The organism is Amycolatopsis nalaikhensis, assembly GCF_030264295.1.
In the GTDB taxonomy this organism is placed as follows: Bacteria; Actinomycetota; Actinomycetes; order Mycobacteriales; family Pseudonocardiaceae; genus Amycolatopsis; species Amycolatopsis nalaikhensis.
Genome location: NZ_CP127173.1, coordinates 6,299,932 through 6,314,352 on the forward strand (window position 1 = coordinate 6,299,932; position 14,421 = coordinate 6,314,352).

Below are 14,421 nucleotides of genomic sequence, written 5' to 3' on the forward strand. Positions count from 1 at the left end.
GATGACCGAGCTTTCCTTGCCGGCGCGGGCGTATTTGCTGGCGTGCGACACGCGGCGCGACCGGCTGCCGGACCGGGAGCGCGTGGCGCTGCTGGTCCGCGCGGCGGCGTTGACGGACTTGGTGCTGCGCGGCTTGATCACCGACGCCGACGGCCGCCCGGCGGCGAACGGCACCGGCGGCACGGGTCATCTGGTGCTCGACGACTTGCTGGCCGAGGTGGCGGCGGACCCGCACCGGAAGTGGCGGGCGTGGGTGCGCCGAGGGGCGCGCGGGACGCTGCAGTCGCTGGAGGCCCAGTTGGCCGCGGCGGGCGTGGTTTCGCTGCGGACGTCGCGGGTGCTGGGGGTGTTCCCGCGGCGCCACCCGGTGGTGCGGGATCGCGCGGTGGCGGCCGGGCTGCACGAGGAAGTGGCTTCGGCGCTGCGGAGTGAAGCAGCGGTGTCGCCGGAGGTGGCGGCGTTGACGGCATTGGCCGCGGCGGTGGAGTTGAAGGCGGTGCTGCCACGCGCCGAGCGACGGCGGGCCAAGGCCCGGATCGCGCGGCTGGAGGAGCAGGCGGGCGCGGCGGTCCCGGCGCTGCGCAAGGTGATCCGCGAGGTGAATGCGGCCCGCACGGCCTCGATCGCGGCGGCTTCCGGTGGTGGCGGGGGAGGGGGCTGAGCGCGCGCCGGTCGGTGCCAGGGGGTCGAGGGGGCTCCCTGGCATCGACCGGTGTCCCGAGCTTCGGCGCCCACCGAAGCGTCGCGGACCTAACTTCAGCGACATGAACGAATTCCGCGCCCTCCACATCCCCGGCAACCCGCTGCTCCTGCCCAACGCGTGGGAGTTCGGCATCGGCGCGTTCCTCGCCGCACAAGGGTTCCGCGCCGTGGGCACCACGAGCCTCGGCGTCTCCGCGGCGGCAGGAGAACCCGACGGCGCACCGACGACCCGAGACGCGACCGTCGCCCTGGCAACCCGCCTGACTCGCCTAGACGTCCTCGTCACCGTCGACATAGCCGACGGCTTCAGCGCAGACCCGGCCGAAGTAGCCGACCTGGCCGCGGAACTGGCCGAAGCCGGAGCAGTCGGCGTCAACCTCGAGGACGGCCGCCCCGACGGCTCCCTCGCCCCGGTCGACGTCCAGTCTGCCCTGGTCACAGCGGTAAAAGAGCGGGCGCCGGAGCTGTTCGTCAACGCCCGAACCGACACCCACTGGGCAGGCGACCACTCGATCAACGAAGCCGAGACACGAGCGAGGGCATACGCGGCGGCAGGCGCGGACGGAGTCTTCGTCCCCGGCCTCGCCGCCCCGGCGGACGTCGAGCGGATAGTCGCCATCGGCCTCCCGCTCAACCTGCTGTTCCTGCCGGGGAAGGTCACCGTCGCCGGACTGGCGGAGCTGGGCGTCGCGCGGGTCAGCCTGGGCTCCCTGCCCTACCGGATGGCGCTCGCCGCGGCCGCGGCGACGGCGCTGGCCGTCCGCGACGGCCGTGACCTGCCGCTGCGTCCGCCGAGCTACGCCGATGTCACCGCCCTGCTGCCGTAAACCGGCCCTTTCTGCTTGGCTCGGCTCATGCGTGCCTTCGGAACCGACTTCGCCGTCCCGCCCGGATACCTCAACACGCCCAGCGTGGGCATCCCGCCCGCGCCGGTGGCCGCGGCCGTGGCGGAGTCCGTCGAACGGTGGCGCGTCGGCGCGACCCGGCCGGGGGAGTTCGACCAGTACGTCGAGCGGGCGCGGGCCGGGTTCGCCCGGCTCGTCGGCGTCGAGGCGGGCGACGTCGCGATCGGCGCGTCCGTCTCCCAGCTCGTCGCCAACGTCGCCGCCGCGCTGCCCAGCGGCACCCGCGTGCTCGCCGCCGAAGGCGACTTCACCAGCGTGACCTTCCCGTTCGCCGCGAACCCCGGTGTCACCGTGACCGAAGTGCCCCTGGAGCTGCTGCCCGAGCGGGTCGAGGGCCACGACGTCGTCGCGGTGAGCGTCGTCCAGTCCGCCGACGGCCGGATCGTCGACCTCCCCGCGCTGCGGGCCGCGGCCGAGGCCGCCGGGGCGGCCGTGCTGCTCGACGCCACCCAGGCCGTGGGCTGGCTGCCGCTCGACGTCGCCTGGGCCGACTGGGTGGCCGGGGCGGGCTACAAGTGGCTCTGCTCGCCCCGCGGCGGCGCGTGGCTCGCCGTGCGGCCCGACGCCCGCGAGCGCACCCGGCCGGTCGCCGCCAACTGGTACGCGGGCGAGGACCCCTGGGCCACGGTCTACGGCCTCCCGCTGCGCCTGGCGGGCGACGCGCGCGCGTTCGACCTCTCGCCGGTCTGGCTCGCCCAGGTCGGCTCCGCGGCCGCCCTGGAGTACTTCGCCGGCCTCGACCTGGCGCAGGTCAAGGCGCACAACGTCGGCCTGGCCGACCTGCTGCTGGAGAAGCTCGGGCTGCCGCCGCGGGGGAGCGCCATCGTGTCCCTCGACGCCGACCCGGAACGGGCCGCCGCGGCCGGGATCGTCTCGAGCGTCCGCGGCGGGCGGCTGCGGGTCGGGTTCCACCTCTACAACACCGCTGACGACGTCGAACGCGTCTTACGTGCGTTCGAGTGAACGCGGCGGAGGCGGTGCCCTACCGTATGTCCTCGTGGTTGGTGCGCATTTCACCCCTGGCCCGTCCGACACGGCCCCGCTGGGCGCGGTACCCCCGCAGCCCCGCCCGCCGGTGCCGGGCCCACCGGCGCGCGACACCCGGTCCCTGCTGCTCAGGGGCGCCGGGCTGGTCGCGATCGCCGTCGTGTCCGGCCTGCTCTGGTTCCTGATCCGGCACGACTCGACGCCGGCGGAGCCGGTCGCGCAGCCGCCGGCGCAGAACACCGGGCAGTTCCAGTTCACCAAGGTCGCCGGGCCGGAGCGGAGCGACGACTGCGCCGCGAAGTCGTACGGGAAGACGAAGGACTTCTTCACCGACAACCCGTGCCAGTCGCTGGTCCGCGCGCTCTACACGACTGAGACGGGCGGGGCGAAGGCGCTGGTGTCGGTGGTGCTGGTGGGGATGCCGGACTCGGCGAAGGCGAAGCAGCTCAAGACGCTGACCGAGAAGGACGGCACCGGCAACGTCACCGACCTGGTCCGTGACAAGACGTTCGCCGGCACCGGCACCCCGAGCGTGAGCGGCAGCGACGCGGCGTACGCCTCCCGGGTGGAGGGCACGAACGTGACGATCGTGCTGGCCGACTTCTACGCCAAGCACAAGGACAAGGACCTGATCGAGAAGATCGCGGACGACGCGCTCCGCCTGTCCGCCGACCTGCACTCCTGACCGGCCCCAAGCGCCCCAAGGCGGCCTTGGTTGCGTCTCACGCACCGAAGGCCGCCTTGGTTGCGTCTGACGCACCGAAGGCCACATTGGGGCGCTTGAGGGTCAGGCGGTCTGACCGGGCATGGCGATCGCCGTCGGCTTCTCGCCCGCCTCGGAGCGCCACGGCGTGCCGCGGCGGGAGGCCGCCACCAGCGCGTGCAGCGCCGTCGTGCGCAGGTTCGCGTCGTCGGTGTGGTTCACCACCGCCAGCCACGCCGACGCGCAGTCGGCCTCGGCCGTCGCGACCACCAGCGCCGCCGACTTCGCGTCCGTCACCGGCTTCTTCGGCACGTACGCCGGTTCCGGCGCGACCGGCGTCGCCCCGGACGCCGAGAGCATCGTCTGCAGCAGGTCGCGGCGGACCGCGTGCTCGGCGGCGCCGCTCTTCTCCGCGTCGCCGAAGTCGGCCGGGAGGAACGCGCTGACCAGGCCGTACACCCAGACCGCGGCGTGCTCGGCGGCGAGCGCGACCTGCAGCGGGTCGACGGCCTCCGCGGGCACCGCACCCGCCGCGGCCACCGGCGGCTTCGGCGCGTCCTCGCCCGGCCCGAGCGCCGGGGCGATCCGCTGCAGGGCCGCGCAGCCCGCCGCGACCGCCGCGACCAGCCCGGCGCGGTAGCGCGGCAGCCCGCCCACGAGGTCTTCGGCCTGCTTGCGCGCGGTCGCCAGCCGCTCCTTCAGCTCGCCCAGCGAGGCGGGCGACGGCGGGGTCGGCGACGACGAGGGCTTCGGCCGGTTCAGCCGGTCCACTTCGGACTTCAACGCGGCCGCGTGCGCCGCGCGCGCGTCGGCGAGCTGGCCGGCGGCGTCGGCGTCCTTGCCCTTGGCCAGCGCCCGCGCGGCGGCGGCGTCCGCCTCGGCGGCGGCCAGCAGCGGCTGCAACGGGTCGGGGCTTTCGTCGTAGCCGGGCCCGCACGCGGCCAGGGGAACGGCCAGCGCGGCCAGCGCCCCCGCGCGGAGGGCGGCACGACGGGTCAGGTCGGTCGGTCTTCCGGTCACGTCGGCCCATCCTGCCAGGCCCCGGGGCGGCCCCGCCGCTCGCGCGGGGTGAGCGGGGTACCGGATAAGCTGGTCCACCACCGACCCGCGCAACCGAGGAGAGCCCCACGTGCCAGGAGAACTCGCCAGCCGGCTTCAGCCGATAGTGGCCGAAGCCGTCACCGCCGCGGGTTTCGACCTCGACTCGTTCGAGGTGCAGCAGGCCGGCCGGCGGCAGCTGGTCAAGGTCGTCGTCGACTCCGACGACGGGGTCGGGCTGGACGAGGTCGCCGAGATCAGCCGCAAGGTCTCCGCGGCGCTCGACGAGAACGAACACGTGCTCGCCAGCGCGTACACCCTGGAGGTCACCTCGCCGGGCCTCGACCGGCCGCTGACCCAGGCGCGGCACTGGCGGCGCGCGCGGTTCCGCCTGGTCAAGATCACCCCGGTCGAAGGCGCCGCCTTCGTCTGCCGGGTCGGTCACGCGGGCGACGACTCCGCCCGCGTCCTCGAGGGCGGCAAGATCCGCGACGTCCGCTACGCCGATGTGGCGAAGGCGGTCGTGGAGATCGAGTTCAAGCAGCCGCCTGTCGAGGACCTGAAACTGCTCGAAGACGACGCGTCCGGCATGATCGCGGCCGAGACGGAGAAGGGGTCGAAGTGAACGTCGACATCGCCGCGCTGCGGGCGATCGAACGGGACAAGGACATCCCCTTCGAAACGGTGATCGAGGCCATCGAGACGGCCTTGCTCACCGCGTACAAGCACACCGAGGGCCACCAGCCGCACGCCCGCATCGACATCGACCGCAAGACGGGCCTGGTGCGCGTGCTCGCGCACACGCTGACCCACGACGGCCAGGTCGACGAGGAGTGGGACGACACCCCCGAGGGCTTCGGCCGGATCGCCGCCACCACCGCGCGCCAGGTCATCCTGCAGCGGCTGCGCGACGCCGAGCACGAGAAGACCTTCGGCGAGTTCTCCACCAAGGAGGGCGAGATCGTCGCCGGCGTCATCCAGCGCGACGCCCGCGCCAACGCGCGCGGCATGGTCGTGGTCCAGGTGGGTGACACCGAGGGCGTGCTGCCCTCCGGCGAGCAGGTCGCCGGCGAGTCCTACGAGCACGGCAGCCGGATCAAGGCGTACGTGGTCACCGTGTCGCGCACCAACCGCGGCCCGCAGATCACGCTCTCGCGCTCGCACCCCAACCTGGTGAAGAAGCTGTTCGCGCTCGAAGTACCCGAAATCGCGGACGGCACGGTCGAGATCGCCGCGATCGCGCGCGAGCCGGGGCACCGGACGAAGATCGCGGTCCGGTCCACCGTGCCGGGCGTCAACGCCAAGGGCGCCTGCATCGGCCCGGTGGGCGCGCGCGTGCGCAACGTGATGAGCGAGCTGGCCGGCGAGAAGATCGACATCATCGACTACTCCGAGGACCCGGCCCGCTTCGTCGGGAATGCGCTGTCGCCCGCGAAGGTTGTTTCGGTACGAGTCGTGGACGAGCGGGCGAAGACCGCCCGCGTCGTGGTGCCGGACTTCCAGCTGTCGCTGGCGATCGGCAAGGAGGGCCAGAACGCCCGCCTCGCCGCCCGCCTGACCGGCTGGCGGATCGACATCCGCAGCGACGCCGCGCCGGCGGACGACGAGGGTGATCAAGACCACGCCAGTCCGTCGCGGCCCGCCGCGACAACCGGTTCGGCTGAGTGAAGGTCGAAGCGCTAGACTCAGGAATGGTTCAAAGCCCGCGGCGGGTAGCCGAGCACCAGCCCCACCGGAATTCCCCGGTGCGGACTTGTGTCGGCTGCAAGCGGCGGGCATTGATCGGTGAGCTGCTGCGCGTGGTCGCGGTGGCCGGGCGGGTGGTCGTCGACGAACGTCGGCGGCTGCCGGGCCGGGGGGCTTGGCTGCACCCCGACCCGGACTGCCTGGCCAAGGCCGAACGGCGGCGGGCCTTCCCCAGAGCCCTGCGGGCTCCGGGGGCGCTCGACGCCCGCGAGGTCCGCGAGCACGTCGAGCGCACCGCCCCGCACCACGAGCCCGGGACGTCCCCGGGCCCGCGAGGAATCAAGGAAGCAGGTCGACCCGTCATGAGTCAGCCGTGAAGCTGAAGCCATGAGCGTCAGACAATAAGGACGAGGTCAGCGGGTTCCCCGCCTGGCCTCCCCTAGATGAGGAGAGTTGTGCCAGGCAAGGCCCGCGTACACGAGCTCGCCAAGGAGCTCGGCATCACCAGCAAGGACGTTCTCGCGAAGTTGAAGGAACAGGGCGAGTTCGTCAAGTCCGCGTCGTCCACGGTCGAGGCGCCCGTCGCCCGCCGTCTCCGCGACGCGTACGCCCCCAAGGGCGCCAAGAAGCCCACCCCCGGCCCGTCGGCGCGCCCCGCGCCCCCGGCCGCCAAGCCGGGCGCTCCGGCGCCCAAGCCCGCCGCACCGGCCCCGCAGCAGCAGGCGCCCGCGGCGAAGGCCGCCCCGGCGGCCCCGCAGCAGCAGGTCCCGGCCTCGAAGCCGGCCGCACCGGGCGCCCGTCCCGGCCCCCGGCCCGGCCCGCGTCCGGCCACGCCCGCACCCCAGCAGCAGGTCCCGGCCGCCAGTGCCGAGGCTCCCGCCGCGCCCAAGCAGGACACCCCGGCCGCGCCCGCCCAGGGCACCGGCTCGGTCGTCCCGCCGAAGCCGCAGGGCCCCAAGCCCGGCGGTCCCAAGCCCGGTCCGCGCGCGCCGCGGGTCGGCAACAACCCGTTCGGCGTCGGCTCCGGCGCCCCGGCCCCGCGGCCCCCGGCTCCGCGCCCCGGCCCCGGCCAGGGCGGCGACAACCGCCCGCCGCGGCCCGGTGGCGGCCAGGGTGCCGGTGACCGTCCGGCCCCGCGGCCCGGTGGTGGCGCCGGTGGCAACCGGCCGAGCCCGGGCAACATGCCCCCGCGGCCGAACCCCGGCATGATGCCGGGCCGCACGCAGCGCCCGGCCGGTCCGGGTGGCGGCGGTCGCGGCGGACCCGGCGGCGGCGCCCGTGGTGGCCCCGGTGGCGGCGGTCGTCCCGGTGGCGGCGGCGGTTTCCGTGGTGGCCCCGGTGGCGGTGGCGGCGGCGGTGGCTTCCGCGGCGGTCCCGGTGGCGGTGGCGGCGGCTTCCGCCCGGGTGGCGGCGGTCCCGGTGGGGGCGGCGCCCCGGCCGGTGGCGGCGGCTTCCGCGGTGGCGGCGGCGGTCGTGGCGGCCCCGGTGGCCGTGGCGGTACCGCGGGTGCCTTCGGGCGTCCCGGTGGTCCCTCGCGCAAGGGCCGCAAGTCGAAGCGGCAGAAGCGCCAGGAGTACATGGACAACATGCAGGCGCCCAGCGTCGGCGGCGTCCGCCTGCCCAAGGGCCAGGGCGAGACGATCCGGCTGCCGCGCGGTGCCTCGCTGACCGACTTCGCCGAGAAGATCGACGCCAACCCGGCTTCGCTGGTGCAGGTGCTCTTCCACCTCGGCGAGATGGTCACCGCGACGCAGTCCGTGTCGGACGACATCCTCGAGCTGCTCGGCGGCGAAATGAACTACAACGTTCAGGTCGTCAGCCCCGAGGAGGAGGACCGCGAGCTGCTGGAGACCTTCGACATCACCTACGGTGAGGACGAAGGTGGCGAGGAAGACCTGCAGGTCAGGCCGCCCGTCGTGACCATCATGGGTCACGTCGACCACGGTAAGACCCGCCTGCTCGACACGATCCGGAAGACGAAGGTCCGCGAGAGCGAGGCCGGCGGCATCACGCAGCACATCGGTGCGTACCAGATCGAGACCGAGCTCGAGGGCAACCCGCGGCTGATCACCTTCATCGACACCCCGGGTCACGAGGCGTTCACCGCCATGCGTGCCCGTGGTGCGAACTCGACCGACATCGCGGTGATCGTGGTGGCGGCCGACGACGGTGTGATGCCGCAGACGGTCGAGGCGATCAACCACGCGCAGGCCGCCAAGGCCCCGATCGTGGTCGCGATCAACAAGATCGACAAGGAAGGCGCGAACCCGGACAAGATCCGGCAGCAGCTGACCGAGTACGGCCTGGTCGCCGAGGAGTACGGCGGCGACACGATGTTCGTCGAGATCTCCGCGCGGCAGAACATCAACATCGACGGCCTGCTCGAGGCGATCCTGCTGACCGCCGACGCCGCTCTGGACCTCCGGGCCAACCCGGACATGGAGGCCCAGGGTGTCGCGATCGAGGCGCACCTCGACCGCGGCCGCGGCCCGGTGGCCACCGTCCTGGTCCAGCGCGGCACGCTGCGCGTCGGTGACTCGGTCGTGGCGGGTGACGCCTACGGCCGCGTCCGCCGGATGGTCGACGAGCACAACGTCGACGTCACCGAGGCGCTGCCGTCGCGGCCCGTCCAGGTCATCGGCTTCACGTCGGTGCCCGGCGCGGGTGACACCTTCCTGGTGGTCGACGAGGACCGCGTCGCCCGGCAGATCGCCGAGCGCCGGTCGGCTCGCACGCGGAACGCGCTCAACGCGTCGCGCCGCAAGCGGGTCAGCCTCGAGGACCTCGACTCCGCCTTGAAGGAGACGAACAGCCTCAACCTGATCATCAAGGGTGACAACTCGGGTACGGTCGAGGCCCTCGAAGCCTCGCTGCTCCAGCTGGACGTCGGCGACGAGGTCGAGCTGAACGTGGTCCACCGCGGCGTCGGTGGCGTGACCGAGTCGGACATCGACCTGGCGACCGCGTCCGACGCGATCGTCCTCGGGTTCAACGTCCGCGCCCAGGGCAAGGCGACCGAGCGGGCCACCCGCGAGGGCGTCGACGTCCGGTACTACACGGTCATCTACCAGGCGATCGACGAGATCGAGCAGGCCCTCAAGGGCATGCTCAAGCCGGAGTACGAAGAGGTCGAGCTGGGCCGCGCGGAGGTCCGCGAGGTCTTCAAGTCCTCCAAGATCGGCACGATCGCGGGTTGCCTGGTCATGTCCGGCGAGATCCGGCGCAACGCCCGGGCCCGTCTGCTCCGCGACGGCACCGTCGTCGCGGAGAACCTGCCGATCAGCTCGCTGCGGCGGTTCAAGGACGACGTGGTCGAGGTCCGCGAAGGGTACGAGTGCGGTCTGACGCTGGGCTCGTACAGCGACATCAAGGTCGACGACGTGATCGAGACCTACGAGCAGCGCGAGAAGCCTCGCGCCTGATGTTCGGGGCCGGGTGCGTGCGGGAGTTCCCGTGCGCACCCGGCTCGTCCTACTACACAAAACTCACCTGCCTATGTTCGTCGGAGCTTCAAGCTCGACATCCTGCTCGGCGACGTCCATTCGCTGAAGCAGAAGCGATCCGTGGTGCGGCCGGTGCTGGCGGAGGTGCGCAAGCGCTTCGCCGTGTCGGCGGCCGAAGCCGGGCACACCGACCTGCACCGGCGGGCCCTCATCGGGGTGGCCGTGGTCGCCGAAGGTGGCGAGCACGTCCGTGACGTGCTCGACTCGTGTGAGCGGTACGTGGCGAGCCGGCCGGAGTTCGAACTGCTCTCCGCTCGCCGACGGCTGCTCGGTCCAGAGGATTAGATCTTTCTAGGAGAAGACATGGCCGATCCTGCTCGGGCTCGCAAGCTCGCCAAGCGGATCTCGCAGATCGTCGCGTCCGCGATCGAGCACGAGGTCAAGGACCCGCGGCTGAACTACGTGACCATCACGGACACGAAGGTCACCGGCGACCTGCACGACGCCACGGTGTACTACACGGTGCTCGGCGAGAAGCTGGACTCCGTCCCGGACTTCGCCGGGGCCGCGGCCGCGCTCGAATCGGCGCGCGGGGTGCTGCGCACGAAGGTCGGGCAGGGCACCGGTGTCCGGTACACGCCGACCCTGACGTTCGTCGCGGACACCATCCCGGAGGAGTCGAAGCGCATCGAGGACCTCCTCGCGAAGGCCCGCGAGGCCGACGCGGAGGTCGCGCGGCGCGCCACCGGCGCCCAGCACGCGGGCGACGCCGACCCGTACAAGGCGCCTCGCGAAGAGACCGAAGACGACGAGTTCGCGGAGGAGGAGAGCCGGGGCTGACCCGTGCTCTCCCGCCGCACCCTGCTCGCCGGCAGCGCGTTGACGCTGTTGGCGGGCTGCTCGTCGGCGCCACCCGCGCCGGGTCCGGCGCCGGTGCCGGTCCCGGCCCGGCCGACGGCGCCGCGTGACCCGGTGACGGTGCAGCGCATGCCCTCGGCGGCCCCCGGACGGGACGTCGACCTGGTGCTGATCACCCCGTCCGGGGTTCCGGCCGCGGGCTTGCCGGTGTGCCTGGCCCTGCACGGCCGAGGTGCGCAGGCCCGCACGTTCCTGACGCTGGGCGTCCCGGCGCTCTTGACCGCGGCCGTGCAGGCGGGCGTGCCGCCGTTCGCTATCGCGGCCGTCGACGGCGACCACTACTGGGTGGACGTCGGCGGCGGCGACGACCCGCAGCGGATGCTCGCGGAGGAGGTCCCGGGCTGGCTGGCGGCCCGCGACCTGCGTCCGCCCTCGGCCGTGTTCGGCATCTCGATGGGCGGGTTCGGCGCGTTGCGGTTCGCCCGTGCTCACCCGGACCTGAAGGCGGTGGCCACGGCGAGCGCGGCGCTGTTCCTCAGCTGGCCGGACGCCCGTGGCCGCAAGGTGTTCGCCGACGAAGCCAACTGGCGCGCCGCCGAACCGCTGCTGCACACGGGGGAGCTGCACCCGGCCGGGCTGGGCGTCTGGTGCGGGGAATCGGACCCGTTCCTGAGCGCGGACCGGAAGCTGGCGAAGGCGGTTTCCCCGGCGGTCGCCCGGTTCACGCCGGGCGGGCACAAGGACGAGTACTGGCGCGGAATCCTGCCGGAGGTCCTGAAGTTCGTCGGGCAGCGGCTGGCTTGAGCTGGTTCGGCTAGGCGGGCCGCGACGCGAACAGGATTCCTTGCGGCACTTCGGCTTCCGGGTTGAGCCGCCAGTCGGCGTCGACCTGGAAGCCCGCGTTCCGCAGCCACCGCGCCAGGTGCGCGGGCTGTCGCAAGTGGACGTTCACCCGCATCGGGTGCCCGCCGTACCCTTCGGTCTTCAGCCGGGTGCCCTCGCCGACGTGGTACCCGATCACCACCCGGCCCCCGGGCCGCAGCACCCGCCGGAAGTGGCCGAGCACCACCGGGACCTCGGCGTCCGGCACGTGGATCAGCGAAAAGAACGCCAGCACGCCCGCGACGGACGCGTCCGCCACGGGCAGGTCGGTCATCGACCCCACGTCGAACCGCAGCTCCGGGTACGACCGCCGGGCCAGGTCGATCATCGCGGGGGACAGGTCGATGCCGGACGCGTCGAGGCCGAGCGAGGCCAGGTGCGCGGTGAAGTGCCCGGGCCCGCAGCCCGCGTCCAGGACCGGCCCGTCGGCCTGCGCGGCGAACACGGCCATCGTCGCCCGCACGTACGGCCGGGTATCGAGAGCGTCGGCGGCCCACGCGGCGTAGCTTTCGGCGACCGTGTCATACGACGTGCGGGTGTCCGCGAGCCAGGTCATGGGCGCGAGCGTAGCCCGTCGAGCACGAGGGCGAGGCCGCGCCGCCAATCCGGCGTGGCGGTCGCGGCGGCGAACACGATCGCCAGGTCCTCGCCGCGGAAGCCCGCCTGCAGCGCCCCGGCGTCCTGGGCGCGGGCGATGATCCGGGCGATCCGGGAAGCGTTGGCCTGCTTGACCTTTTCCAGCCCGGAGCCGCGATCGAAGGCGCGGGTGCAGACCTGCATGAAGCCGCGGTCGGTGACCTGCATGAGGACCGAGCGTTCGAGGAAGAGCACGAAGCCGGCCCAGGGGTCCTCGCAGGCGAGGGCTTCCTCGGCGATGGCTTCGGCTTCCTCGAGGACGGGCAGGAAGGCGGCCTCGACGAGGTCCGCACGCGTGGGGAACCGGTTGTAGAGGGTCCCGATGGCGACCTCGGCCCGCCGCGCGATCTCATCGAGCGGAGCATCGATCCCCTTGACCCCGAACACTTCCCGCGCGGCGGCCACCAACGCTTCCCGGTTGCGCCGGGCATCCGCGCGCAGGGGTCGGGGCTCGACGGTCACGGCCGGAGTATAGCGATCAGGACGCCGGTTTCGCGGCCACGACGAGGTCGCGCAGGATGGCCTGATCGACCCGGTGGGTGAACTCCTCCCAGGGCCCACCCTCCCGAACATCGAGCCCGGCCTTCCGCAGCACCTCGACCAGCTCCGCCCGCGGCAGCACCGTGGTGTTCCACGAAATCCCGAGCGCCCCGCCCGGCCGCAGTACCCGCGTCCACACCGGCACGGCCGCCGCCAGCAGGTCGCGCGGGCTTCGCTGCAGACCGGCCTCGCGATGGCTCCCGTGCTGCACGCCGTACGGCGCGTCCGTCACGATCACGTCGCAGGAGTTCGCCCGCAGCACCTCGTCCGTGGTCAGCGTGTCGGCGTTGAAGTACGTCAGCTTGCGGGTCTCGCCGGCCTTGAAGTCTTCCTTGCTGAACGCGTACTCGATGTCGAGCCGCCGCCCGAGCCGGACCTTGTTGCGGCGCAGCTGACCCGACTCGGCCGTGTGCTTGACGCGCTTGTTCCGCAGCCACGTCTTGATGAACGCCTCGTACGCCTCGAAGTCCTTCGCGTCGACGTCCAGGCCGGTGGCGTGCAGGCCGTACATCATCGCCTGGTTGAGCGTCGTGCCCCGGCCGCACAGCGGGTCGAGCAGGTACTTCGGCCGCTCGGAGAACGGGTCCGCCGTCGCCAGCAGCGTCACGTTCAGCAGCAGCTTCGTGAACGACTCGTTCGTCTTGCCCGCGTACTTCTGGATGGTCAGCAGGTCGGAGTCGGCCTTCGCCAGCGGCGTCACCGTGACCGGCCGCAGCACGCCGTCGCCCAGCTCGAACAGGGCATACAGCGACGACAGGTTCGACAGCAGCGCCAGGTCGCGCTCGCCGAGGGGCGCCGAGCTGGTGAAGCGCACGTACCCGACGCCGCCGAGCTCGATCTCCTCGATCGCGGACAGCTCGGCCGACAACGCCGTGCCGAACACCGCCAGCTCGGCGCGCAGCAGCGCGGGGGAGGAGGCGGCGTAGACCCGGTTGGCTGACGGGTGGACCAGGATCACGTACTCAGGCATCCCGCAGAGCGTAGCGTGACGCACCGTGACCCCTACTTTGGCGCAGGACATCCGGGACGCGGCCGCGCTGCTCGCGTCGGCCACCGACGTGACCGTGCTCGGCCACGTGCGGCCCGACGCGGACGCCCTCGGCAGCGCGCTCGCCCTCGGCCGGGCGCTGCACCAGCGCGGCGCGAAGGTGCGCGTCTCCTTCGGCGAGCCCGACGAGGCCCCGGAGACGCTGCGCTGGCTCGACGAGGACGGCCTGCTCACCCACCCCGACGACCTGCCGGACACCGAGGCACTGCTGGTCTGCGTCGACACGCCGGTACCGAAGCGGCTGGGCCGCCTCGCCGGGCGCGTCGAGCTCGCCGGTGAGGTGCTGGTGATCGACCACCACGCCACCAATACGTATTACGGCGGCTGCAACGTCGTCGACGAGTCCGCCGAGGCCAGCGCGATCCTCGTGTTCCGCGTGCTGGACGCGATGGGCGTCGAGCCGGACGAGCCGATCGCTCGCGGCCTCTACGCCGGGATCGTCACCGACACCAGCGGGTTCCGCCGGGCGAGCCCGGAGACGCACCGGATGGCCGCGCGGCTCCTGGAAGCGGGCGTCGACCCCGAAGCGGTGGTGCGCCGGATCGTCGACGAGCGCCCGTTCGCGTGGCTGCCGATGCTCTCGTCCGTGCTGAGCGGGGCCGAGCTGGAGCCGGAAGCCGCGCGGGGCAAGGGTTTCGTGCACGCGGTGGTCGACCTCGACGCGGCGCGCACGGTGCGTGGCGAAGAGGTCGAGTCCGTGATCGACGTGGTCCGTTCGGTGCGCGAGGCGGCCGTCGCGGCGGTGCTCAAGCAGGACCCGGCGCGCCCGGAGCAGTGGCAGATCTCGTTGCGCTCCACGGGGATCGACGTGTCGGCGGTGGCGGCCGAGTTCGGCGGCGGCGGGCACCGGCGGGCCGCGGGCTGCACGATCGCGGGCACCGCCGACGAGGTCCTGGCGGGCCTGCGGGACGCGCTGGAGCGGGCGCCGCTGCTTTAGCCGTCGGCTGGCGGGCCGGGAAAGTTCCCGGGTTCCCGCCGCGCGAGAACTGTCGG

At 73.0% G+C, this 14,421-nt stretch carries 15 protein-coding genes and 1 pseudogene; 12 read left to right on the forward strand and 4 right to left on the reverse strand.

All coding sequences use genetic code 11. The annotated features are described in order from the left end of the window. Position 1: 1 nt before the first annotated feature. The 4 genes from QP939_RS30870 (at position 2) to QP939_RS30885 (ending at position 3,279) form a co-directional block, all read left to right on the forward strand. Positions 2-661, forward strand: coding sequence for a GOLPH3/VPS74 family protein (locus tag QP939_RS30870; protein ID WP_285449693.1), 660 nt, complete (start codon positions 2-4; stop codon positions 659-661). 103 nt (positions 662-764) lie between these two features. After that, positions 765-1,529 (forward strand): isocitrate lyase/PEP mutase family protein, encoded by a 765-nt coding sequence (locus QP939_RS30875; protein WP_285449694.1) that lies wholly within the window; start codon positions 765-767, stop codon positions 1,527-1,529. A 27-nt stretch (positions 1,530-1,556) separates the two neighbouring features. Next, a complete protein-coding gene (locus QP939_RS30880) occupies positions 1,557-2,570 on the forward strand; it encodes an aminotransferase class V-fold PLP-dependent enzyme (protein WP_285449695.1) in 1,014 nt (337 codons plus the stop codon). 112 nt (positions 2,571-2,682) lie between these two features. Further along, a complete protein-coding gene (locus tag QP939_RS30885) occupies positions 2,683-3,279 on the forward strand; it encodes a hypothetical protein (RefSeq protein ID WP_285459886.1) in 597 nt (198 codons plus the stop codon). Between the two features lie 102 nt (positions 3,280-3,381). Here the strand turns inward: QP939_RS30885 and QP939_RS30890 are convergent, their stop codons facing one another. Beyond that, positions 3,382-4,317, reverse strand: a complete 936-nt coding sequence (locus QP939_RS30890) for a ferritin-like domain-containing protein (RefSeq protein WP_285449696.1) — start codon at positions 4,315-4,317, stop codon at positions 3,382-3,384. Between the two features lie 109 nt (positions 4,318-4,426). Between QP939_RS30890 and rimP the strand changes: the two genes are divergently transcribed. The 7 genes and pseudogenes from rimP (at position 4,427) to QP939_RS30925 (ending at position 11,126) form a co-directional block, all read left to right on the forward strand. Then, positions 4,427-4,960 carry a ribosome maturation factor RimP gene (gene rimP / locus QP939_RS30895; protein ID WP_285449697.1) on the forward strand — a complete coding sequence of 178 codons (534 nt, stop codon included), beginning with the start codon at positions 4,427-4,429 and terminating at the stop codon, positions 4,958-4,960. Beyond that, a complete protein-coding gene (gene nusA / locus QP939_RS30900) occupies positions 4,957-6,003 on the forward strand; it encodes a transcription termination factor NusA (RefSeq protein WP_285449698.1) in 1,047 nt (348 codons plus the stop codon). Before rimP ends, nusA begins: the two co-directional genes overlap by 4 nt. 77 nt (positions 6,004-6,080) lie before the next feature. Next, positions 6,081-6,398, forward strand: coding sequence for a YlxR family protein (locus QP939_RS30905; protein ID WP_285449699.1), 318 nt, complete (start codon positions 6,081-6,083; stop codon positions 6,396-6,398). 78 nt (positions 6,399-6,476) lie between these two features. Then, on the forward strand, positions 6,477-9,443 hold the full coding sequence (gene infB, locus QP939_RS30910) for a translation initiation factor IF-2 (RefSeq protein WP_285449700.1): 2,967 nt from the start codon (positions 6,477-6,479) through the stop codon (positions 9,441-9,443). A gap of 73 nt (positions 9,444-9,516) precedes the next feature. Continuing rightward, positions 9,517-9,809, forward strand: a pseudogene (locus tag QP939_RS30915) (DUF503 domain-containing protein). An 18-nt stretch (positions 9,810-9,827) separates the two neighbouring features. After that, positions 9,828-10,304, forward strand: coding sequence for a 30S ribosome-binding factor RbfA (gene rbfA, locus QP939_RS30920; RefSeq protein WP_285449701.1), 477 nt, complete (start codon positions 9,828-9,830; stop codon positions 10,302-10,304). 3 nt (positions 10,305-10,307) lie between these two features. Then, the gene (locus QP939_RS30925) at positions 10,308-11,126 is read left to right on the forward strand and encodes an alpha/beta hydrolase (protein ID WP_285449702.1); all 819 of its coding nucleotides are present in this window, start codon (positions 10,308-10,310) and stop codon (positions 11,124-11,126) included. Positions 11,127-11,136: 10 nt separating this feature from the next. Here the strand turns inward: QP939_RS30925 and QP939_RS30930 are convergent, their stop codons facing one another. Genes QP939_RS30930 through QP939_RS30940 form a run of 3 tightly spaced genes read right to left on the reverse strand, consistent with a single transcriptional unit; the run spans position 11,137 to position 13,350 of the window. Then, positions 11,137-11,760: a class I SAM-dependent methyltransferase gene (locus QP939_RS30930; RefSeq protein ID WP_285449703.1), complete on the reverse strand. Its 624-nt coding sequence runs from the start codon at positions 11,758-11,760 to the stop codon at positions 11,137-11,139. Further along, a complete protein-coding gene (locus QP939_RS30935) occupies positions 11,757-12,302 on the reverse strand; it encodes a TetR/AcrR family transcriptional regulator (protein ID WP_285449704.1) in 546 nt (181 codons plus the stop codon). Before QP939_RS30935 ends, QP939_RS30930 begins: the two co-directional genes overlap by 4 nt. A gap of 16 nt (positions 12,303-12,318) precedes the next feature. Next, a complete protein-coding gene (locus tag QP939_RS30940) occupies positions 12,319-13,350 on the reverse strand; it encodes a TRM11 family SAM-dependent methyltransferase (RefSeq protein WP_285449705.1) in 1,032 nt (343 codons plus the stop codon). Positions 13,351-13,375: 25 nt separating this feature from the next. Between QP939_RS30940 and QP939_RS30945 the strand changes: the two genes are divergently transcribed. Beyond that, positions 13,376-14,365, forward strand: a complete 990-nt coding sequence (locus QP939_RS30945) for a DHH family phosphoesterase (protein ID WP_285449706.1) — start codon at positions 13,376-13,378, stop codon at positions 14,363-14,365. Positions 14,366-14,421: the final 56 nt, after the last annotated feature.

What these genes read in the sequence shown, in the direction of transcription:
- QP939_RS30870 (WP_285449693.1), top strand. Translation starts at nt 2, where the DNA reads ATGACCGAGCTTTCCTTGCCGGCGCGGGCGTATTTGCTGGCGTGCGAC.
- QP939_RS30875 (WP_285449694.1), top strand. Translation starts at nt 765, where the DNA reads ATGAACGAATTCCGCGCCCTCCACATCCCCGGCAACCCGCTGCTCCTG.
- QP939_RS30880 (WP_285449695.1), top strand. Translation starts at nt 1,557, where the DNA reads ATGCGTGCCTTCGGAACCGACTTCGCCGTCCCGCCCGGATACCTCAAC.
- rbfA (WP_285449701.1), top strand. Translation starts at nt 9,828, where the DNA reads ATGGCCGATCCTGCTCGGGCTCGCAAGCTCGCCAAGCGGATCTCGCAG.
- QP939_RS30930 (WP_285449703.1), bottom strand. Translation starts at nt 11,760, where the DNA reads ATGACCTGGCTCGCGGACACCCGCACGTCGTATGACACGGTCGCCGAA.
- QP939_RS30940 (WP_285449705.1), bottom strand. Translation starts at nt 13,350, where the DNA reads ATGCCTGAGTACGTGATCCTGGTCCACCCGTCAGCCAACCGGGTCTAC.